The organism is Clostridioides sp. ZZV15-6598 (assembly GCF_020657705.1).
Classification (GTDB): Bacteria; Bacillota; Clostridia; order Peptostreptococcales; family Peptostreptococcaceae; genus Clostridioides; species Clostridioides difficile_F.
Window position 1 is genome coordinate 1 of record NZ_JAGWCS010000065.1, and the last position, 22312, is coordinate 22312.

At 28.2% G+C, this 22312-nt stretch carries 25 protein-coding genes and 1 pseudogene; 6 read left to right on the top strand and 20 right to left on the bottom strand.

Features of this window, described 5'->3' with window-relative positions; translation table 11 throughout:
* Window positions 1–362 precede the first annotated feature (362 nt).
* The gene (locus tag KGF50_RS12955; RefSeq protein WP_227848430.1) at window positions 363–770 is read left to right on the top strand and encodes a helix-turn-helix domain-containing protein; all 408 of its coding nucleotides are present in this window, start codon (window positions 363–365) and stop codon (window positions 768–770) included.
* Between the two features lie 231 nt (window positions 771–1001).
* Here the strand turns inward: KGF50_RS12955 and KGF50_RS12960 are convergent, their stop codons facing one another.
* Together KGF50_RS12960 and KGF50_RS12965 are read right to left on the bottom strand one after the other, a co-directional pair.
* Window positions 1002–1211, bottom strand: coding sequence for a hypothetical protein (locus KGF50_RS12960; protein ID WP_227848431.1), 210 nt, complete (start codon window positions 1209–1211; stop codon window positions 1002–1004).
* 31 nt (window positions 1212–1242) lie between these two features.
* Window positions 1243–1452 (bottom strand): helix-turn-helix domain-containing protein, encoded by a 210-nt coding sequence (locus tag KGF50_RS12965; RefSeq protein WP_227848432.1) that lies wholly within the window; start codon window positions 1450–1452, stop codon window positions 1243–1245.
* Between the two features lie 299 nt (window positions 1453–1751).
* Between KGF50_RS12965 and KGF50_RS12970 the strand changes: the two genes are divergently transcribed.
* Together KGF50_RS12970 and KGF50_RS12975 are read left to right on the top strand one after the other, a co-directional pair.
* Complete coding sequence (locus tag KGF50_RS12970; RefSeq protein ID WP_227848433.1) at window positions 1752–2177, top strand: helix-turn-helix domain-containing protein; 426 nt, start codon at window positions 1752–1754, stop codon at window positions 2175–2177.
* A 227-nt stretch (window positions 2178–2404) separates the two neighbouring features.
* The gene (locus KGF50_RS12975) at window positions 2405–2860 is read left to right on the top strand and encodes a hypothetical protein (protein ID WP_227848434.1); all 456 of its coding nucleotides are present in this window, start codon (window positions 2405–2407) and stop codon (window positions 2858–2860) included.
* A 57-nt stretch (window positions 2861–2917) separates the two neighbouring features.
* On the opposite strand, the gene KGF50_RS12980 is transcribed toward KGF50_RS12975, so the two are convergent.
* The 18 genes from KGF50_RS12980 to KGF50_RS13065 all read right to left on the bottom strand — a co-directional run bounded on the left by KGF50_RS12980 (window position 2918) and on the right by KGF50_RS13065 (window position 20851).
* Complete coding sequence (locus KGF50_RS12980) at window positions 2918–3181, bottom strand: hypothetical protein (protein ID WP_227848435.1); 264 nt, start codon at window positions 3179–3181, stop codon at window positions 2918–2920.
* A 252-nt stretch (window positions 3182–3433) separates the two neighbouring features.
* Entirely contained in the window at window positions 3434–3787 is a 354-nt protein-coding gene (locus tag KGF50_RS12985) for a CD1375 family protein (protein ID WP_227848436.1), read from the bottom strand.
* 17 nt (window positions 3788–3804) lie between these two features.
* Window positions 3805–8985: a chromosome condensation regulator gene (locus KGF50_RS12990; protein ID WP_227848437.1), complete on the bottom strand. Its 5181-nt coding sequence runs from the start codon at window positions 8983–8985 to the stop codon at window positions 3805–3807.
* Window positions 8986–9006: 21 nt separating this feature from the next.
* The gene (locus tag KGF50_RS12995) at window positions 9007–9990 is read right to left on the bottom strand and encodes a phage tail protein (RefSeq protein WP_227848438.1); all 984 of its coding nucleotides are present in this window, start codon (window positions 9988–9990) and stop codon (window positions 9007–9009) included.
* Entirely contained in the window at window positions 9991–10689 is a 699-nt protein-coding gene (locus KGF50_RS13000; protein ID WP_227848439.1) for a putative phage tail protein, read from the bottom strand.
* The gene (locus KGF50_RS13005; RefSeq protein WP_227848440.1) at window positions 10686–11738 is read right to left on the bottom strand and encodes a baseplate J/gp47 family protein; all 1053 of its coding nucleotides are present in this window, start codon (window positions 11736–11738) and stop codon (window positions 10686–10688) included. The genes KGF50_RS13000 and KGF50_RS13005 overlap by 4 nt, the downstream gene beginning before the upstream one ends.
* On the bottom strand, window positions 11731–12159 hold the full coding sequence (locus KGF50_RS13010; protein WP_003438449.1) for a DUF2634 domain-containing protein: 429 nt from the start codon (window positions 12157–12159) through the stop codon (window positions 11731–11733). Before KGF50_RS13010 ends, KGF50_RS13005 begins: the two co-directional genes overlap by 8 nt.
* Window positions 12159–12485 (bottom strand): DUF2577 domain-containing protein, encoded by a 327-nt coding sequence (locus KGF50_RS13015; protein ID WP_227848441.1) that lies wholly within the window; start codon window positions 12483–12485, stop codon window positions 12159–12161. The genes KGF50_RS13010 and KGF50_RS13015 overlap by 1 nt, the downstream gene beginning before the upstream one ends.
* Before the next feature lie 14 nt (window positions 12486–12499).
* Window positions 12500–14188: an NlpC/P60 family protein gene (locus KGF50_RS13020; RefSeq protein ID WP_227848442.1), complete on the bottom strand. Its 1689-nt coding sequence runs from the start codon at window positions 14186–14188 to the stop codon at window positions 12500–12502.
* A 122-nt stretch (window positions 14189–14310) separates the two neighbouring features.
* Window positions 14311–14733 (bottom strand): phage baseplate protein, encoded by a 423-nt coding sequence (locus tag KGF50_RS13025; RefSeq protein ID WP_227848443.1) that lies wholly within the window; start codon window positions 14731–14733, stop codon window positions 14311–14313.
* Window positions 14733–17180, bottom strand: a complete 2448-nt coding sequence (locus KGF50_RS13030) for a hypothetical protein (RefSeq protein WP_227848444.1) — start codon at window positions 17178–17180, stop codon at window positions 14733–14735. Before KGF50_RS13030 ends, KGF50_RS13025 begins: the two co-directional genes overlap by 1 nt.
* Window positions 17180–17347 (bottom strand): hypothetical protein, encoded by a 168-nt coding sequence (locus KGF50_RS13035; RefSeq protein ID WP_074080522.1) that lies wholly within the window; start codon window positions 17345–17347, stop codon window positions 17180–17182. Before KGF50_RS13035 ends, KGF50_RS13030 begins: the two co-directional genes overlap by 1 nt.
* Before the next feature lie 26 nt (window positions 17348–17373).
* Window positions 17374–17820, bottom strand: a complete 447-nt coding sequence (locus KGF50_RS13040; RefSeq protein ID WP_227848445.1) for a phage tail assembly chaperone — start codon at window positions 17818–17820, stop codon at window positions 17374–17376.
* A gap of 87 nt (window positions 17821–17907) precedes the next feature.
* Window positions 17908–18336 (bottom strand): phage tail tube protein, encoded by a 429-nt coding sequence (locus KGF50_RS13045; RefSeq protein WP_009896262.1) that lies wholly within the window; start codon window positions 18334–18336, stop codon window positions 17908–17910.
* A gap of 13 nt (window positions 18337–18349) precedes the next feature.
* On the bottom strand, window positions 18350–19414 hold the full coding sequence (locus KGF50_RS13050) for a phage tail sheath subtilisin-like domain-containing protein (protein WP_227848446.1): 1065 nt from the start codon (window positions 19412–19414) through the stop codon (window positions 18350–18352).
* Between the two features lie 4 nt (window positions 19415–19418).
* Window positions 19419–19862, bottom strand: a complete 444-nt coding sequence (locus KGF50_RS13055) for a DUF6838 family protein (protein WP_227848447.1) — start codon at window positions 19860–19862, stop codon at window positions 19419–19421.
* Window positions 19863–20112: 250 nt separating this feature from the next.
* Window positions 20113–20553, bottom strand: a complete 441-nt coding sequence (locus KGF50_RS13060) for a hypothetical protein (protein WP_227848448.1) — start codon at window positions 20551–20553, stop codon at window positions 20113–20115.
* A 91-nt stretch (window positions 20554–20644) separates the two neighbouring features.
* Entirely contained in the window at window positions 20645–20851 is a 207-nt protein-coding gene (locus KGF50_RS13065) for an XRE family transcriptional regulator (RefSeq protein ID WP_227848449.1), read from the bottom strand.
* Between the two features lie 168 nt (window positions 20852–21019).
* On the opposite strand from KGF50_RS13065, the gene KGF50_RS13070 reads away from it, so the two are divergent.
* The 3 genes and pseudogenes from KGF50_RS13070 to KGF50_RS13080 all read left to right on the top strand — a co-directional run.
* Window positions 21020–21340 (top strand): XRE family transcriptional regulator, encoded by a 321-nt coding sequence (locus KGF50_RS13070; RefSeq protein WP_227848450.1) that lies wholly within the window; start codon window positions 21020–21022, stop codon window positions 21338–21340.
* Between the two features lie 82 nt (window positions 21341–21422).
* Window positions 21423–21929: a hypothetical protein gene (locus KGF50_RS13075; protein WP_227841960.1), complete on the top strand. Its 507-nt coding sequence runs from the start codon at window positions 21423–21425 to the stop codon at window positions 21927–21929.
* A 162-nt stretch (window positions 21930–22091) separates the two neighbouring features.
* Window positions 22092–22312, top strand: a pseudogene (locus KGF50_RS13080) (hypothetical protein); the annotation flags it as partial.

Below are 22312 nucleotides of genomic sequence, written 5' to 3' on the forward strand. Positions count from 1 at the left end.
GTATAAACTACAATATAGTACTATTCTCTTTCTAATACCTATCCTTAATATAATTTTTATATATTCTTCATTATTAGGAAATTATATTTTCATACCCAAGTATACTTTAAAAGTAATATATGAAATATATTATTGAAACTACTCTATTTTCAATATCTACTTTCACCCATTAAAAGATATCTACAAATCAAAATAAACCATATATTTTCAATTATAATATGTTAAAATCATAGTATGAGTATATTAATTTAATCAAAATGTCATTCAGACTTTATTTTAGTAATCCCATAGAACAAAGGGACTATACACCGACTTTTAATGTCATTCAGACTTTTATTTATAAAAAGAAAGGAGTGTGTTTTATGGATACTTTAGGAAAAAGAATTGCTTATTTGAGAAACTCCAGAAAACTTACCCAGCGTAAACTTATGGATATTTTAAAATTTGAAAACTTAGGTAAGTTTGAAACTGGAGGTAGAAAGCCTAATTGCGATATATTAATGTCAATAGCTGATTATTTTGATGTCAGCACTGACTGGCTTCTATATGGAAAAGAAAAAGTAAACTCCAATAATAGTGTTAAAGAAAATAAAGAAGATTATTTGTATAATCTACATGCAACTGATGATGAAATGATGATATTAAATCTCTATAGACAATTAAATGAACGTGATAAAATAAAAATAGAAGGAATGCTAGAGCTTAAGATATCTGAATATAAGGAATTAGAAAAACATTCTCCTACTGATAGTAATGATAAACCAGATTAAACATACATAATTTGATACGAATTTACATCATTTATAAAGATTCTTTTTTTGTGCTAAATTAACAACTAAAATATGGATATTAAGTTGCTCAAATAAACTATAATTTAATTACAAATACATTTATTGTAGTTAGATTAACATATCCATATTTTAGTTTATATGTTTTTTATATGTTTTAAAAAATATTCTATATCACTATGTAATTCTTTCTATCTCTAATTAATATATTATTTACGTCTTTAATTCTTCCAACATCTTTTTATATACAATTGTACATCCTTCGTAATTTTCCTCTCTAAGAAGGATTGAGCATGAAGTAGAATATTTAGTTAAAATATCCAATTTTTCCATGTTTAAACTTCGTACACCATTCAGCGCTGTAATAAAATCATCAATTGCTCTACAGCACTCTATTACCCCATCTGAATCTAATTTACACATAATAATATACTCCTTCTTCATATATTAGTTATTAATCTTCTTCTGAATATTCTATATTAAGCAATTGATAAATTGATGATTTATATTTTTTTCCTGCTCTTCTGCCATTTAAAATAGCTGACAAATAGTTTTCATTAACACCTATTTTTTTTGCTAATTCCCTTTGAGTCATGTTTAATTCAATAAGCCTCTGCTTTACCTGTATTCCCAAAAAAGGTATCCATTTTTTTTGAGTATCCATTTAATCAAGTTTCCTTTCTAAGTGGATTTATATTTAATTTTATTATTAAACTTATCTACCTCCCTCTATTTAGTATATTTTTTAAATATGTACAAATATTAAGTACATGAATTTATTTAATACTAAATAAGATTTTTTGATTACTTTGTGCTAAAATTAGGATGTGAATTCGTATCAATAAGTTAATTATAAGGTCATTTTGACCTTAAGTCAATATTTTTCATGTCATTTTGACCTTTATTTTATCATTATTTACATTTTAAAAAGTCTTTTTGACATTAATTGAACGGAGAGTGTTTATGGATACTTTAGGAGAAAGAATTGTTTATTTAAGAAAAACAAAGAACCTTAAACAATATGAATTAGAAGAAATGTTAGACTGTGATAACTTGAGTAAATTTGAAAGAAATATTAGAAAACCAAATTATGAGATATTAAAATCCATAGCTGAGATATTTAATGTCTCTGTAGATTGGCTATTAAATGGAGATAATATATCACAAGAATCAAATTTAATTTGCGATTCCTCACCAAACTATCCACTTAATAGCATAAGCTCTAACGAAATAAAGCTTTTAAAATCATTTAGAAAACTAAATGACTTTGATAAAGCCAAAATAGAAGGTATGATTGAATTAAAACTTCATGAATATGAAAAAGAAAAAGATAAAAATTTTAAAAAAACTGAGTATAATAAAAATAAAGATGAAAAAATAGATAAATAATTTTTATATTGCTTTTGATACGATTTTACATCATTTCTTTGCTCTAATATTTTTATTTCATTTATTTTCTTTTTTATAGTTTTATGATAAAATAATTAGTATATTTTGCTTTACTTGAATGTAATCATTTATACAAAAGTCAAACATAATATAAATGTAGTAAATTTTTAGTTTCAAGTAATCTCTCGTTATTATAACTAAATATTTATTAAAATTAGGAGGATAAAATGGGCTTAAAAGACAAATTCGCGCAATCATTTGCTAGATCAAAAACTATGAGTGGCCCTGAGAAAAAGGCTAATGAAATAATGGGTAAACTACTTCTTAAGAAGGCTATATTACCTATCGTTTTAATGTTCGTGATAATAATCGCTGGAGCTATGCTGAAAATCAATTCTTGGGTTACACTTGGCATAAATTTAGTTATTGCTGTTGGTGCTTTCTTCTACATAAGAAATTCTAGTAAAAAGTATCAAAACTTTAAACCTTATGTTGGCAATTTGATTAGTTTAGAGAAAAAAGGTAAAAAAGAGTATGTTGCTATTATAAAACAAGGTAAATTACCAGTTAAATTACAAATCGTTTATGGTGGTGAAGACCTTGAACATATTAAGAAAAATCAAATGGTTCAAATAAGTTATAATCCAGATGCTAAGATAGCTATTTTAGTTAACAGACAATAATTTTATAGTTTAATTATAAAAAGAGGTAGCATTTAATGCTACCTCTTTTATGTCATATTATACATATTCCTTTTGTAGCATATCTTTTATATCAGTTACATTTTCTTTGATTTCCTCTACATCTATCTTCATTATGCCCATCTGAACAAGTATATTTTTATTTATTTCTTGTTGTTGAGTAGATAATTCTATAAAATTCTCTACAGTTTTTTTGTACATATCTCTATCTTCTTTTTTCTCTTGCATAGTGTTTTTAAATAAAAGAGCACATAATATACCTATTGCCCCTAGACTGCTCAATTCGGTTATTAATTTATCCATTATATCCTCCTATCATATAATTTTTTTTACACCTACATTTTGAACTAGTATTATATTTTAATATCATATAATATTCTGTATTTTGACACACTATTTATCTATTTAGTGTTTTAATTTTTTATTTCTTTTATAAATTAATTAAATCTACAAACTATCAATATAGCAAAAAATAAGTACAAGGTCTTAACTTTAGTAAGTAAGACCTTGTACTTTGCATAAAAAAATAACTACTCTATAGTTATTCTAAGTTTACTATTCAACTGGTATTTCTAGTTCTTCACATCTAATTCTAACTTGTTCTCTAATTATTGTTGGTACCTCTTCTATAGTTTTCTTTCCTCTTAAAATTAATGCTACATATACCTCTACCATTCCACTTTCACCTCCAGATTTTAATGTATTAAATGTGCTTATACTGCGAACTTCGTTGACAGGATTTTGACTTAATAGCATCTCATATATTTCTGCATTTGCTATAAAGTTACTAGTTATGTCATCATCTTGTTTTGATTGACCTACACTTATATCTGAAATATCTTTATATTGCATTTCTACTTTTCTACCTTGTTTGATTTGCTCTATTTTGTTTTTATCAAATTTAAACAATTTTTAACACCTCCATTTTAAGCTTCTGGTTCGTTGTTTTCTGCATCATATCTAAAAATCATAGATGGACGTTTTATAGCTGTCCATTTATCTCCTTTTTCTACTATGATTTTAGGTTGGGCACTTTTTATGTTAGCTTCTTCTAATTCATAGATTTCTTGATAGCTTGAATCTGATTTTTTGATTTCAACTAGTTTCATGTCTTTAAATAAATCAGATTTATTTATTTTTACTTGAATCTTAGTCTTATTTATTAATTGATATATAGAGTCTCCAAGGTTTAAGTCTTCTTCAAGCCCTCTATCTAGTGTAATTGTAATATCTTGTTCATTAGATGCTGTATTGACTACCTTGTACATTCTATTGCCTATCATAACATAAGAGTCTTTAATTATAGAATTTCCAGTACTCTCTTTAAAAATGAATAGAGATGCATATAGATCATCACCTTTACAATAAGCTCTAAATAATATCTTATTCTCTCCTATCTTGATTTTATCTTGTGGTATTTCAAATGATATTTTTTCAGTAGTTAAGTCACTTGTAGATTTTACACTTTCTCCATTTATAAGCATTTCTATTTTACTTATATCTTTATTAGGGTCTTGTATTTTTATTTTAATTGATGAAATTGATTTTTCAGAAATCTCTATAGCAGCATTTGTTGTTCCTACTTCAGATATAATATATAATGTATTATCTGTCACAAGTACATCCTTTACAGTATTTACGTCTTCAGAAATAGGTATTATTGTAAACTCTTTTAAAAATTCTACAGGTTGTTCAATCTTATATACATCTCTATTTTTCCCAGTAACCCATACTGAATTATCATTTTTAAGTACTAATATATGGTCACTTCCATAAGATTTTATTTCTCTTATATCTGTTAATGCTTTTGTAAAAAACTTAATTATAGTATTTTCACTATCACTTCCTAATCCTAAAGCACCCTTATCATTATACCCTTGTACAAATAATTCATTGCCTGTAGTTACTACTAATGTATAGTTTTTACCACAATGTACTTCTTTACAACTAGATACAGTTGTAATTCTTTGTAATTCAGTAACTGGATTATTGTGACCTATACCTAACTGGTATTCAGAGTTTTTACCAATAGACCAAAGACTATCATCAGATTTTATAAAATAAGTAAAGTTATCTCCACATGAAACATGTTTTACATCTGATACATTAATTTGTACAAATTCATCTACTTGATTTATAGACAAGTCTTGTAATAGTTCTCCATGGTAGTTTGTACCACACCCATACATTGTTCCATCATTAAGCAATACAATAATATGAGTTTTAGAAATAGATACTTCTTTTATATTTTCATATGGGAGTTCAGTATAAAGGTCTCCTTTATATAAGTTTCCTAATACTAAACCGTAATCTATGTCTTTTGTAGTAGGTACAACTATCTTATTGTTTAGAAGTATAAAATTATGTCTATTTTTAATAGATGTTAAATCTCCCATTACAAAATTCATATGCTTATAATTAAATATTCTATTATCATTATTTCTACTATCATATCTATTACCAACACCTAATTGCCCATAATTATTTAATCCACATATATATATATCATTAGTATCTTTTATTGCTATATTAGCATACTCTAGAGGAAGTATTTTCTTTACTCTTGTATTGGTTTTTATAAATGTATCTCTTTTTGCTACATCACCAACACCTAATTGCCCATAACTGTTAGAACCTGTGCCATATAAGTCACCATTATCACTTACATAATATCCACATCCATAACTCATACTTATATCTTTTGCCTTTGATGCTATTTTTTTAATCTTCTCTGGAGTCTCACTTCCTGTACCTGAACCATTACTACATTTACCTGCAGTATATACATCACCTTCACTTGTAAGTAAAAGTACTGCATTATTTCTGTTTGGAGCTACCTTTACTACATTTGAAATTGGAATTTCGGAAAATGCACTCTGATTGCTGTTGCTATTTAGTCCTAAGCAATAATCAGTATTTAGACCTGTACTATATGCAGTATTATAGATTGTTATTATATAAGTATTTATTTCATTTGGTATAACTTCTTTTACATTTTCCATACACTTTATAAAACTATACTGGTCAGTAGTATTTCCCATACCTAGTTGTGAATTATTATTGTATCCACAACAATATGCAATGTTTGTGTCCTTTACAATAAATGTTGTTGTATCTGAGCAGTATACATCTCTTACATTAGTTATATTGTTTACAGTAAATGTTAATACATCTGGATGATTACTTTCACTTCCCATACCTAGTTGTCCATGAGTGTTTTCTCCACATGAATATAGTGTGTTATCATCTTTGATTGCATGTGAGTGAGCAGTCCCTAAAACGACATCTCTTACATTTTGTATATTTACTTTGGTAAATGTATTTCTGTTTACTATATCTCCTAATCCCAATTGTCCTTTGGTATTGAATCCTGTAGAGTATAGTGTTCCATCATTTCTAATTGCAAATGTTGTGTTACCATCTATACTTGTTGATATTTTCTTTATGTTATCAAGGTTTATCTGAGTGAACCTATTTCTATTTATTGTATCTCCTAATCCCAATTGTCCAGAACTATTATTTCCTGTGGCATAGGCTGTTCCATCATTTTTGACTATAAACATTGTATTTCTTGATGTTGTAATTTCTTTTATATCATCCATAAATATAAATGAGTTTGATTGTTCAGTTATATTTGTGAATTTTTTTACTGGTTCATTGTTATATTCTCCTATACCTAGTTTATTAAATTGATTTGCTCCTGTTACATATATATTGTTATTTTTATCTACTACTACAACAGTGTTATTTTTTACAATTATATCTTTTATATCTTTTAGTCCTGTATCATAACTACTTACACCATCTAAACTTATTATATTTCCAAATTCACCTCTACTAGCAATTCCATGTCCATATAATTTAGAACTACTAGAAGTTATAATAAAAAGACTCCCCAAATTTGAATATTCAGAGCTAATAGTAGTATAACTTTTATATCCAGTAGCAGATGACCCAAATGTTTTAGGATATCCAGTAACATATGTACTTCCCTTTCTAACGTATAATATATTGTCTGATGTTCCTATTATTTTTTCTATTCCGTTAAAAGTAGTTTCTTGTATAAAGTAAGTATTATAATTAGAAGTTGTATTTTCAATGAAATATCCATATCTTGAATAATCAGATATGCTTGGGCTATTATTTGATGTAGCAACATATCTATGATATCCTGCTAAGTAAACATATCCGTTTTCATCAATAATTGCACAACCTTTCTCAAAAGGAAAAACATTAGTTATTTTAGGTAATTCTCTTAATCCACCTGCACTAGAAGATGTTGAATATGTCCTACAATTAGATACTATTGTTCTATTTGTGCTACTATTGTTACCTCCTGTACCTAATTGATAGTAATCATTATATCCAGAAACATACAATTTACCTTCACTATTTATCATATATACAGAACGATAATATGTTGCTATCTTTTCTATACCATTTATATTTTGCTTATATGGGTAATTAGAAGTCCTTTCTATATTATTATTAGCACTATAGCCCCATCCATATACTTCTTTTGAATGATTTAAAGCTATGGCATAGTCACTTTCTACACAATAATCTTTTACATTCTCTATTTCTATTTTTGTAAATATATTTCTATTAACTTCATCTCTTAAACCCAATTGTCCATTATTATTTAAACCACAAGAATATAATGTTCCATTATTCTTAAGCACAAAAGTGGAGCTTCCACTTCCCTTTACATCCAAAACATTATCTATATCCACCTTAGTCATAACTGACCTGTTAATAGTATCTCCCAATCCTAACTGTCCATAATTATTTAGACCACATGCATATAATGACCCATCATTCATAACTATAAACATATTGTTATTCGTCAATTCTATCTTCTTATAATCTTGAAAATTATCACTTAACTTTACATTTAAAAATTCACTATTATCTTTAGTAACATACAAATAATCATCATTAACCAATAAACCTGAATAATTATCTAAACTTGAAGATTGTACCTTTGAAAATTCATATAGAAAAGTTGTATGAAAGAATGAACCAAGTTGACCCGCTAAATTACATCCAGATACAAATATTTCCTTTGAACCATTTATTAAAAAGTTAAATTGAGAGCCACACTTAATATCTTTTATATTTTCGATGTTAACCTTAATAAAAGTATTTCTTGATGCTACATCCTTGTCAGCATTGGCTAGTTGACCATAAGTGTTTTGCCCTGTACTAAATAGTGTATTATCATATTTTAATATCATAGTATGACCATTACCACAAGAAGCATACTTAACATTGTTTATATTAGAAAGAGTAAATACAATTGAATTATTATTATTTCCTGTACCAAGCTGACCAACACCATTATATCCTGTAGTATACATAGTTCCATCATTCTTAATAAGTATTGTATGACTACTACCACACGCTATATGCTTTGCATTGTCCATACCTTCTATTTTATTAAATACACTCTTATTTAAAGTACTATTAATTCCCAACTGTCCACTTGAATTTAATCCACAAGCATGTGCTGTCCCATCCATTTTTATGATAAATACAGATTGATTATAAGTCACTACATCTTTTACACTATCTATATTTACTTTAGTAAAAGTAGCTCTATTGTTAGTATCACCTAATCCAAGTTGACCACTTGAATTTAAACCTGCTGAATATAATGTTCCATCATTTTTAAGTACAAAAGTAAAGTCATAACCACATGCAACAGTTTTTACATCATCTATTGCTAACTTAGTAAATTCATAATATACTGTAGACTCGATTACTCCCAATTGACCTACATTGCTTGTTCCTGCTCCATATGCAAATCCATCTTTAGTCACTGCTACACTATGTTTTGAACCACAAGATACGTATTTTACATTGTCAATTTTTACTTTACTAAACATTCTTCTTTCTGATGAATCTTTTCCAAGACCTAATTGAAAACCTGTATTATCACCACAAGCATATAAATTCCCATCTGACTTTAAACCAAAGGTACTATTACTTATACCAGTAAAAAATTCTACAAAATCATAATCATTATATCTTTTATCAAAATCATCAATCAATATATTCTTATCGTTAAAATAAGCACCACGTTGTAAAAGTTTATTTTGCTTCATTATCAGTACTACCCCCTTTATTTATCTAATTTCATATGAATACTTATTTAAAGTTATATCTTTCTGTTCTTTTAAATAAGTGTTACTAGATTTTGTCTCAACAAAGTTATTATCCATCTCATGTATATATCTAACTCTATTTGCACTAAATGGTAATACCACATCTCTAAAAATCACATTACCCATTTCACCTGTTATACATTTTCTGTTTAAGTCTAATTTAAGCCCTTCTATAGCAACTATGTTATTTCCATTTGCTAATGTATCATACCAATATCCTGCTTCGTCTACAGTTACTTCTGACTCCAACTCTAGGTATATTAATATATCTAATACTTTCTCAGATAATTTGTTATAGCTATTTTTTAATACAGATAAATCAGTTTGTATTTGCCCACTTATAACATCATCAAAAGAGATATTTTCTATTTTTTTAACTACTTCATTTATAGCTCCTGATAAATCTTTAGAATCTGTAGATAAAATTTCTTCTCCAATTTTCACTTTTATTTCTTTTATATTCTTATCAAACTTATCATCTAAATCTTGAATATCCTTTTGAGTCACAAAAACCAACGTTGGGTCCACTTCCAATGTCACATTTGAAGTATTAGATAACTGTAAAATCATCTTTACAACTAAATCTTTAATACTTCCATCCTCAGCACGTGGCTTATACGTCTCTGGATATTTGCCTATAGCTATTATATTATTTTCATTATCCAAAACAGCAGCTTCTCTTATCATAAATCCACCAACTGTTCCTGGCAAAATAGTCTCTATAACTATCCAATTAGGATTCTTTTCATCAATTCTTAGAGAATTTATATTCCCTTCCCAAACTACATTCTTTAATGCAGTTTGCTCTTCTGTTGGTTCATAATATTCTCCATTACTATCTCCAACTTGAAACTTGGTTAATCCTACAAGCTCCCCTAGTGCAGTCGCATTTGCTATTTTTTCTCTACCAATTTTGGTTAATATTATATAAAATTTTTCTTCCAACTATACCACCTCCGATTTAGGGTAAACTACTACATTTTCTACGCCTGTATCATTTGCAATAGCTATATTAATCTTACAATTACTCTCAATACATTTAATACTTAAAGGATAGACCTTTATTTCTTCTCTACTTAGCATTCCAGCTCCACAATTTACAACAGCACTACATTTTATAATTGGTTCAAAGTATGGATGGACTTTTACCTCTTCACTGCACACCATACCTCCACCACAATAGACCATACTTTCATCTAATATTATTGGCTCTAGATAATGTAACAAGTGAGCAGGCTTTACCTTTTCAATCATGTCACTACAATCTAAAAGAGTTTTATAGTCACAGTTATTTGCTATAAAACTCAATACGAATGTAAACTTATCACTATAAACTTTTATATCTGTTTCTGATTTTGTATAGGCTTCACAGATATTTTTTATAACCTCAATAGTGCTAGTACCTCTGCTTCTCATTTTGGCTTTTATATTGCTACGTCTTGTACCAAAATCAAGCTCTTTTTTTTCAATGCAGAGTATATCTTCCCACATATCTAGTCCCCATGTTGCTGTATCAACAAATAATTGGTTAAAAGTATCATCAATATCTTCTTTAAGAATATTTAATTCTGTATCATATGCACTTTGTATCTCTTCTACAATGTAATTTCTATCAAATGATGGTAGTTTATCAATTAGTTTCATTGATTTTCCACCTCACTAAAATCAACAGATGTTACACTTGGTATTTTATCTTCATTAATAGTTATATTGTCTGTACTTCCATTTATAAGTAAATTGCTTAAGTCATGTACACCAGTAGTGTTTATAAGTATTCCCATAACCTTCGTATAGATTATCTCTCCTCTAATATCTCTAAAGTATGAATTTATACTTTCTAAGAAAGATTCTTTAACATTATCTAGTGTGTATCCATCTTCTAATTTCATTACTGCACTTATATTTATTTCTATTGGTGCTGGTGTCACAACTGTTATAGTTGGTCCAATAGGTTTTTCTTCATCTATATGTTGCTGACACCTTTCAATTGTTTCTGTATCAACAGCTTGATTGTTTTTTCCAAATATCAGGACTTTAATTGTTCCTGGGCCATCCCACCTTGGATAAACTTTAACATTATAGACTCCATCCACTTCCAAAGCCCATTCTTCATAATGAGCTTTATTTCCACTTGTAGCTTGGTTTTTTTGTATCTTATAGAATCGTTCTTTTAACTCTTCATCTGTCTCTATATCTGTTCCACCTTCGAAACTTCTTGTATTAACAATCTTTGTGATACCAGATATATTATCAACCAACTTAAATTCACAATTTGTAGGTAGATTATATTTCTTACCAACTTCTAAAGCTTGAACTGGACTATTGTCACCTTCTTCACTACCAATAGTTACATCTTTTATTACTACAAATAGTAAATCTCTATATGATATTACTGTGCCATTAGTTATTACAGTTCCTTTCTCTCCAATAAATTCAACTTCTCCATTTGACTCTGTTCCCAACTTTCTATATACACCAAATTCATTAACTCTCTTGTCAAGAAACTGGTTATATGTGTCTTGTATAAAAGCCATTTTATGTATCTTAGAAAGTTCTATATACACCTTTGCAAGTTCTAGATTATTTCCAGATACCATATTGTTTAGAAAAGACCCCTCACCTTTATAAATATCAAGATTTATATTTTCAAGAGTTCTATTTTTTATTATTTCATATGTTTGGTCACTATACATTTATTTCCACCTCCCCATAGATAGTGGATACTTTTACATTTGCACTCAATATGTCTCTGTTAAAGTTAGCACTTTTTACATTTACTTCTAATATATATGGATTTATTAAAAGAGCTTCTTTTATGAATCTACTTGCCTCACTTTCCGTAAGACCTTTTGTATACTTTTGCCCTATAAGTTCTGAAAGTTCTGTTCCATATTCTAAAGAATATATCTCATGTTCATATCTATTTGTTTTTATACACTTGTATATCCAAACTTTTAGAGCTTCTTTTTTTTCAATTATTTTAAAATCACCTTTTTCTAAAATAGGCTCATCTTTTTCAAAATCCCATGCCACTTCACGAAAGATTGGCAACTCTTCTGTTTTAGGTAAGATATAATCTTCTGGAACACCTATAAAAGGGAATATCGTACTCATTATAAGCTCACCAACTTACTTACAACAGCAAATTTCTCGCCTATTCTAAACATTATTACCATATCTCCAGATTCAAAATTATCTATAAAAGGATTTTTTACTTCATGTTTATGTTCTTGATTTGTTTCTGTATCAAAGGATTCTATCTGTCTATCAAGTATCCAACTATCTACTAAAATATCTTCTTTTTCTAATATAATGTTGTTTGTCTCTATTTTTAAATCTGGTAATTTACTTTTAATTTTCCCAATAAAAAAAGAAGGCTGATTATGGTACTTACCTTCGTCTCTCATTATTCCTATAAATTCATTAATCGGATTTGCCATTATATCACCATCCTCTAAAAAACCCTTCTAGCTATGTTAAAATCTTTTCTATTATTCAATTTACTTAGTCTAATTTTTTTACCTTTTCCAGGTGCTTCTATAAATTCTCCATTTCCTGTATATAAACCAACATGGCTTACTGGATTATGAAAAAATACTAAATCTCCTGCTTGTAAATTTTTTTTCTCTATTTTCTTTCCTACTGTGGATTGTTGGCTTGAAGTTCTTGGCAAATTAATACTAACTTTCTTAAAGCAATAAACCATTAACCCAGAACAGTCAAAACTATTTGGTCCATTACCACCCCATTTATAAGGCTTACCTAGATGTTTTTTTGCTTCTGATATTACTGTTTTAGCTTTATCAGATACATTACCAGCGTAACCACCAATAATAATCTTTCCTTTTCTTCTTCCAAATTTACTAGCTTCTTCAGCATTTCCAAATAAAATATCTATGTGGTATGTTCCATTCTTTTCTATAGTTATTGCAGATCCTACATCATTTACTTTATACACTCCGTCGCGTCCAGAAACTCCTGTAATTACCTGTATTTCATCTCCATAGTTCAGCAGAGGATGTTTATTTAAAAACTCTTTTGTGTAGTAAGTTTGTTCATATTTACCAACCATAGGAGCAGCACAAGTTTTTTTAGATGGGTCAAGTTTTTTCTCTCTACAGTCTATATCTCCACCTTCTTCTTTTCTAGGGCAATAAGCTGTAAATTCTGCTGTAAACTCTGTTCCTCCTGTATAACCTTCTCTTCCTAGATTACTTTCTTCTTTAGGTTCATCTTGGCCTGCTGACTTTTCATCCATAAGATTTTGAAAGTTAAGTTCAAGCTCAATTTGATACTCTCCATTTTGCCATGTATGTTTATCTGTATCTATATAAAATAACCCTACAAGCTTTGTATAGGAATCCTTAACTTTTACCCCTTTACCAGTTATACAACTTACATCTCCATAACCTCTAAGAGAACAACTTTTTTCTATACCTTTAAACTCACTATCCACATCTACATCTTGATTTTCTTGTTGCTGAATTACTTTTTGCATTATTACATTTACTTCTTTAAAAATTTCACTGTCTACTTTTTCACTAATCTTACTTCCATACTGGTCTACTACTATCACCTTATTTTTTACATTTTCCATACTTTCTGAAAAAGTAGTATTTATAATATTAAATCCCTCTTCAAACATAATACTTAGTGTAACAGTTCCTTTTTCAATAACATTAAACTTATCTAAATTAGCTTCTATCATATACTTTTTCTTTGTCTTCTTACTTGCCTCTGTATATGCACTCATTATAGTATCATATCCATTTACTCCTATAAACATCTTAGTATACTTGACATTAGTCTTTGCTATTGTTCCAGCTGCAAGCTTATTTTCAGCAAAGACTTGCTTTGCTATATCTTCAACTAACTTGTCTTTAAAATTGTACGACACTTCACTTTGTGTAAGTAGAAATCCCATATCTTTAGATACAAAACTAATTTCATTACTACTTGAATCTTTAGACCTATTAATTATCATTCCTCTAAAAAGCTCTTTTTCATCTACATAAAAACAAATTGTACTAGCTATTGGTATATCTATTTGTTGAAAATTCACATCAAAAGAGGATTGGATTATTGAAAACTCTAGTGTTCTTGATGGAGACTTATAATCTCCTGACCAAGAAACTTTATCCACTATATCAGTTATATCATATATACTTCCATTTTTTATGTGTACCCAAATTTTAATAATAAAAAATCACCTGCCTTTTCATTTAACTCTATCAGCAGTTATTTACAACTTATTACCTATAATAGCTATTTTTTTGGAGTTACCTTTGGTATTTTTATTCTTTTATACTCTTTTAAATCTAATGTAAAATACACATCTCGAGTCCCATCTCTTTCTTCATAGTTAAATCCCTCAATTATAACCTCCATATTTATATTTGTTTCTGTAATTGTAAATCTTAATATAAGACCTTCATTCATCCATTTTTCAATCTTATTTACACAGTCATATGGCGATGGAAAACCTGTATAATCACAGAAAGTATAGTCTTTATTTGGAAAAAAACTTGATATTGAAATACTTTTAAGCGCTACACCTCCAAAAGTTGCTATTTCACCTATTTTGAGTATACTAGAAGAGTTTACAGCAGCTTTTCCATTAATACTAAAGGAAGATGGAAATACTGGAAATCTAAATCTATCTTCTGCTTGTCTAAGCCACATTTCCATTATAATACACCTCCCAATTGTGCCATTTTTATACTTGAAACTAATTTTGATGTGACTTTTTCTATATCAGCTTCTTCTCTAATTACTATTGTATCAGCTAACTTGGCTATACTTATATTTCCACCACTTTTTCCGCTTCTATACTGATTGGCTTCTTGTTTAGTTAGAACCATTTCCCCCTCATGAAGCCTTGTTGGGTAGTCATTATAAGGTACATAATTTAATCCAAAGGCATTTCCAAGCAATGCATTTATATCAGGATTTGTACCTGAATCATGAGCTAATCCACTGTCCATACCTTCTTTTTCATATTTCTTTCTTCTCTCTGTAATATATTTACCTATTTTAGCAGTTATAGGGCTTTCATTTATAGACTTAACCATCTTCTTCCATGAATCGCAAATTAAATTTATAAAATCAGATAAGTTTTTTAATGCATCAAGAAAAGAATCTAAAAGTGGCTCCAAAAACTTCCATGCCTCTTCTAAAATTGGACCTAATGTTTCCCATACAGTTTTCCATACATTACCCATAGTTTCAATAAAATAATTTATTTGTGGAGCATGCTCTCCTAAAAAGGTAAAAATTCTCGTAATAATGGGACTAACAGCCTCAACTACAGGTCCTATCAACTGAAATGCTGTAGTTACTATCGTACCAAATATACTTATTAACCCTTGTGCAATTGGTGATTTATTGTTTATACTGTCTAGTAAATTATTTACTAAGTTTACTACTGGTAATAATGAATCTATCAGTGCAGTAAAGTCAATATTTTGTAATAGGGTACTTCCTGTGTTAACAATTGCTTTTGGAGCATTCCCTATCATTCTTGCTGCACTATTTTCAAAATTTTCTTGTTTATTTTCAGCCATCATTTTACGTTTTTCAACTTCACTAGAAAGTCTAAATTGAGTAGAATCAGGAATCCCTTTTTTATTCTTCATATTTCTAAATTGCATTTGTTCATCTTTATTACTAGTAATTCCTCTACCATTCACTACATTACCTATTTTTTCAGCCATTCTTTTAGATAGGCTAGCTAAATTTGATAACCCACTCTCTATAAAAGTTTTTATTTTCTTTATTCCTTGACCTAAAATATCATCGAAAGGTTTAACAATACTCTTCAAACCATTATTAATACTTGTTTGAGCAGCAGCTATTATACCTGGTATTGTTTCACTCATTTCTTTAGCTAGTCCCATTTGCTTTATACTTATACCTTCCAATGCTTCATCAAAAGTTTTATAATTTTCTCCTACCAAAGTATTAAGAGATTCCATGTTTCCCTTTGCTGCACTTAAAAAAGCTGCTGATACATCTTGTGTACTACTTGTATCCATATTTAAAGCTCTAACATCTATCATAGCCTGAGTTATATCTTTTTCTTTTTTCCCACCAGTAATATTACTAATCATTTTAGCTTTAGTTCCCATTGCAACAACATCTTCAGGATCAAAAGGTGTATTATCTGCCATATCTACTAAACTTTCATAATAACTATTAACATCTTTTTTACTAACTTTCCCAGTGTTTCTTTTCATTATACTTTCTAGGACAACTTTCTGATTTTGCTCTTGGCCAAGTAAGTCAACACCCTTTTTCACAGCAATACCTATAGTAGCACCATTTGTCAAATCTGATAGCTTCCCTTTTATAGAACTAAGTATTCCACTCGCCATATCCTTTACAGCTATTGCACCATTCCATACTTTACCTGCAAACAATCTTAATTTAGGAAATACCTTACTTATAACGCTACTTGCCATATCTTTAAGATTAACAATTCCTTGCCAGCTATTTTTAATAAAGTATTTCAATTTTTCCAAGAGATTACTTACAACACCCTTCGCTGTATCTTTTATTTTTATTACAACTGGCCATGCTTTGTTACTAATCTTTTTTAACCTTTCAAGTGCTTTACCAAGTGCCTTTTTTGCACTTGAATTGTCTACCCTTAACCTTATATTAGAAGCAAATCTCTTTAAGGAATTTATTTTTGAATTAGTTTTTTCTATTTCATTATTCTTAACTCTAAACATTAATACAATTATAGGATTTGAATTTAACTCATTTTTCTTTTGAATCAGCTTACTAAAATAATCAATAATCATAGCTATAGTTACTGCTAATCTCATAATACTTCCATTTAAACTTCCAATCGCTCCTGAAGCAGTATTTATACTAGAACTTAATTTTGTCATAGTAGAACTTGCACTACTAGCAGTAGTCTGAACTTTTCTTAAAGAAGAATTTAAACTATTTAATGTACTACTTGCACTTCCAATAGAATTTTTTATACTACTAGCCATTACATTAGTTGAAAGAGAAACAGCCACAGTTGCTCTTCTAAAAGTATCCGTTACTGATATGATTTGATTCATCTTTGGAGTGTAATTATCTGTAAGATACATATTTATACCTTCTTCTCTTACATTACCCACTATATACCACCTCCTGTCAAAGGACAAACTCCATATCCATGCTTCATTTTTTCAACTTCTTCCTCAATTTCTAAGGCGAAAAAAGCTTCAATAAGCTTTAATTCGCCTTTATCCATTGCATAAAAAAGGGACGGTCTAATACCTTTTTTCTTCCAATAATAATACATTATTGTCGTCTTGGTATCCGTCCCTATTAGTTTTTTACCTCTTCTATTACTGCATTTTTACCATAACCCATTACATCTTGAAGGATTCTGTATAAATTAGTAATTTCACCTGGTAATAATAGCTTTCTCGCTAATTCCTTTGGAGTTGGAGCCTTAAATTTACTCATTAATTCCTTATTTTTAAATAAAAGATTTCCATCTAAATCACATATACCTTCTATAACTGTAAGCATTTGCATTTCTGGCAAATCTATATCTGTTTTCATGTTTTCATCAATTTTAAGACATGTATTTTGTATCTCTTCATCTTTACTTATTGTTAAAGCTCTACACATTACTTTAAACTCTTGTCCAAATATATTAGATAATCTTTTTAGTTCAACTATAGTACTTGGTCTTTCTAAGTTTTCTGCATCTGCATTTAAAAGTAAGTCTACTATATTTATATTTTTTGGTAATCCATTTTCACTCATTATTATTTACTCCTTTATCAATAAATTTCAATTCACTGACTATTTATATTTATTAACTATCTTTATTTATCAACTATCCATACAAAACTAAATTATATCAAGGAAGTCATACTCAGTAAATGTGAAAGGAGCCTCTATTTCTCCTTTTACTCCAACTTCCCAATCAGCTAAAGTTAAATCATCAAAAGCTATATTTTTTACTGCTATTCTTTCCGCTCCATAAGAATCTGGGTCATTTAACTTAGATATAGCTACAAATCTAGGTTCAGAACCCCTTTTTATCTTTTCTCCAATCAACTTATGCATTCTTGAGCTAACATGATATAAAGTTATTGAACCTTTCCCTTTATATCCCATATACTTTGTATCAGTTCCCATTTGACCTGCTATTATAATATCTTCTTTTGTAAATTCCATCTTTGCTTGAAATTTCTTTACTTCCGCTACTTTATCTCCATCAAGCCAAAGTTCTCCCCAAGTACCACTCATTACATTTCTAGCTTCCATATTTGCCATATTAATAATCCTCCTATATTTCTATTGATAAATCTATATCTTCCATAGCATCTAGTGCTTTTATTGTTGCTTTTAAAAATACTTTAGAACCAGTATTAGCTTCTTTTATTTCTTGTGAAGTCATATAAGATAAATCTATTCCCTTTGATTTCAAATACGATTTTTGTGCTTCAAAATCTATTTCAACAGTAGAATTAGACTCTATAAGAGCAGATTTTTCTAACTCTTCTAAATAACTTTTTATTGATACTATTAATAGGCATTTATTATCGTAACTATTAGTAACTTTTCCTATATAGTCATCTATGATTACCTTTCTTATATCACTATGTATAATATCCAAAGTGTCAACTATCTTGATTTTTTGGAACATCTCGCCTTTTTCTTCAGTTAAATCAGTTAAAGAATTTATTCCTCTAGCAATTCTTATAGCTCCAGCTTCTTTAATAATGATAAGCTCTCCATTATTAACTTTTGACTCTGCATCAGCTTTAGTACTTTTAGGTATATCAATAACATCACTAAGCTTAGTATAAGTTATTGATTGACTTAAAGGTGTACCTGCTATAATACCAGCTATTCTACTCGTAAACTCCTCAGCGCTATACTTCTTTGTTCCAACTAGTGTATCTTCTGTAGTAAAATTAATTATTCCCTCATGATTTCCTGCAACTTTACCCAATATAGCCTTAACTTTAACTTTGTCTGTATCTCTAAGTTTAATTATCCAACTTTTGATAACAGTCTTATCTGCTTCTATTGCTTTAGACATACATAAATAATTAAATTCTTTAGTTTCTAAAAAGTCTAAGGCACTTTGAACCTCTTCCTCTTCTCCTAACACATAAACTAATACTTTATTTGGTGCATTGACATTTCCCATCAAAGCCATATTTATATAGTCTTTATTTTCAACAGATAAATCAGCTGGTATATCTTCTTTTTCATGTATTTCATTAAATCCTAGTGCTTTGGTATCTTTAAGCACTATTGCAATTATTCCTCTAGCTGAACGCTCTTTAACAGTTGTAGCTAGCTCCTTAAATGATATATTGATACTTGGTAATCCTATAGCCATACTATCACTCTCCTAAGTTTAAATTTATTTCTTCCATATTTTCATACACTTCTTCTTCCTCATGTATGCTATCAAGAAAATTTAGTGTAATTGAAAAGTTCAATGTATAAATTGACTCCTCTTTTTTAATACTTTGTTCAATTTTAGTTATATTTAATTTTCTATTTCCTACATTTACAGTTCTATTAAATAGCTTATCAAGTTCATCTGAAACTTCATACATTCTTATATTATTTGATTGTGGTCTCGGTAAATATTTTATAGACATAACAACATCTTTGTTGTTTGTCTTTAACATTACAGGTGCACAAAGAGCTGATACCATACTTACAAAAAAACAAGACCCTTCAGAGCCTTGCACACTTTCATCATCAAGAAAAATACTTTCATCAAAACTTTTTTTAAGCATATCAATAATTGTTTCTAATATTTCTTTGTATTTAAGCAAATAATCACCACTCTATCACTAAATATTTTTTGATTAATGTGACAAGCTTCTTATGTGTAGCATAAGTAATTTTTAAATATATGTTCAATTTCTATATTGTCATGTACCATCTATATTTTTAGGTAATATCATATTTTTCAATTCTTCACCTCCCTCACTATAGATTTCTTTCACAATAACATTATCTCACATATTTTAGGAGGTGTTGTTGTTATAGTGTGTATAAAGTGTTGTAAAAGTGTTATGTTTTTTATAATATTTCACTTAACTTGCAAATCATCTTTTTCTTTAAGTTGTAACAAGAAGTTCTATCTAAATGTAATTTCATAGAAATATAGGTCATGTTATTTTTAGTCTTACTATTATAAAATAGATTAAAAAATTCCATCTCCATATCATTTAGACAAGTTAGAGCATTTTCTATTTTTTCCTTTTCTATTTCTATATCATTTTTTTCCATTTTTAATTTTCTTAATCTCTCCTCTTTTTTTACAACTTCATTTTCAACAGAGGAACTTATATTATATGTAGTACTAGTCTTTTCAGTATAAACTACAGCTCCACATCCAAAGTATTCATTTTCACACCTTTTTATATCTAGGTTAATATTCTTTATCTTTACATCCAAATACTTGTAATTATGTAATCTTTCATCTGTTTCCTTAAGTAATATATCTTTTTTATTATCCATTATATTTCTCCTTTTTATATTTTATTGTGTTTAGCCTTAAATTTATAATGATAGCTTCTAATCAATAGTCTTATTGCAAATTCCACAACCTTTAAAGAACATTTTGTTCTATGTATATCCAAAAAATTTTATCTCCATTTTGTTCTAAAATAACAGGGTTTTTTATACAAAATGAATCAGAATTTTTTATGCCTCTTTTTATTCTTGATACATAATTATTTGTAATTCCTGCTTTTTTCAAATTTAGTTTGCGCAGGCTCATAGATTCTCTGTAATCTTTTAAATTATTTTCAAACATGCTTTTCCCCTCCTAGTATAATTAAGAATATTTTGTTCTTATCTATTTCTATTATATAGAATTATTTGTTCTTTATCAATATTTTTTAGAAAAAATCATTCTTTTTTCTTTTATTAGTTTTAATTTTTAGAACAATTTGTTATAATTTATACATAAGGTGGTGTTATAATGTTTGCCAAAAGATTAAGAGAACTTAGAAAGGAATTTGGATTTACTCAAAGAGAACTTGGTGAAAAAGTAGGAGTTTCTCAAAGAGTTTTAGGATACTATGAAACAGAAAACAGATTTCCTGATGAACATATTTTAAATAAATTGGCTGATGTATTTAATGTATCAGTTGATTACCTTCTTGGAAGAACCTTGGTTAAGGAAAATATTGACACTGTTGCGGCACATAGAAAAAATCCACATGAAGACTTGCCTGAAGAAGCTAAAGAACAACTTAATGATTATATAGAATTTTTACTAAATAAATATAAAAAAAAATAAACTATATAATGAGCAGATTTATTCCTCTGCTCTTTTAATATAACTTTTCATCAAACATACATTCTATATTAGGGGGATTTTTATGAATAATTTGGATAAACTTTTTGAATTAGCTTCTCAAGAAGAGATAGTAATTCATTATACCACTCATATTGCAGGCGACTTAGAAGGATTATATATAAACAAACATGGTATAAAAGTTATATCATTACTCAATAACTTAAAACAAAATACCAATAAACTTACATCCATACTAGCAGAGGAACTTGGACACCATTTCACTAGTTTTGGATACTATATATCATCTTATAACGATTATTATACAAAAATCATTATAGATAAATGTGAAAATAAAGCTTTAAAATGGGCTTGTGAATTTTTAATTACAGAAGAAGATATAATAAATATAATTAATTCTGGTATTACTTGCGTTTATGAAATGGCTGATATACTTAATGTAGATATTAAATTTTTTCAAAAAAGATTGGAATTCTTATCATTAAAAAAACAAGCCTTACCACTTGGTAATAATAAATATCTTGTATTAACTAATTTGCCATATTTCTACATATTTGATCCAATTTCATAATAAAATGGTAGTAATTTTAATTGACTTAATAGCAAAAATCTATATATTTATTTTAACAAATTTTGGTTTCTATAAACTCAATATTAATATATAATAATGATAGCACATTATTTAAAATTCTAAAAACAAATACATGCTTTTTTAAGAAAGGTTGTTTGATGAATGTATAAAGAAAAATTTTTTGATAATTATTTTAAGTTCTTAGCACTATTTTTTTGGCCAATTATGTGGTATAAGTGGATAGTGATTTCAAATGGTACTCTTGAAAATACATTATTTACTGCTTATACAATTGTTGCAATTATTTACATCATTTTATACTCAAGATTTATAATAAAATATAAAGACATTACACAAATAGATTTCTTTTACAGGATAAGTAC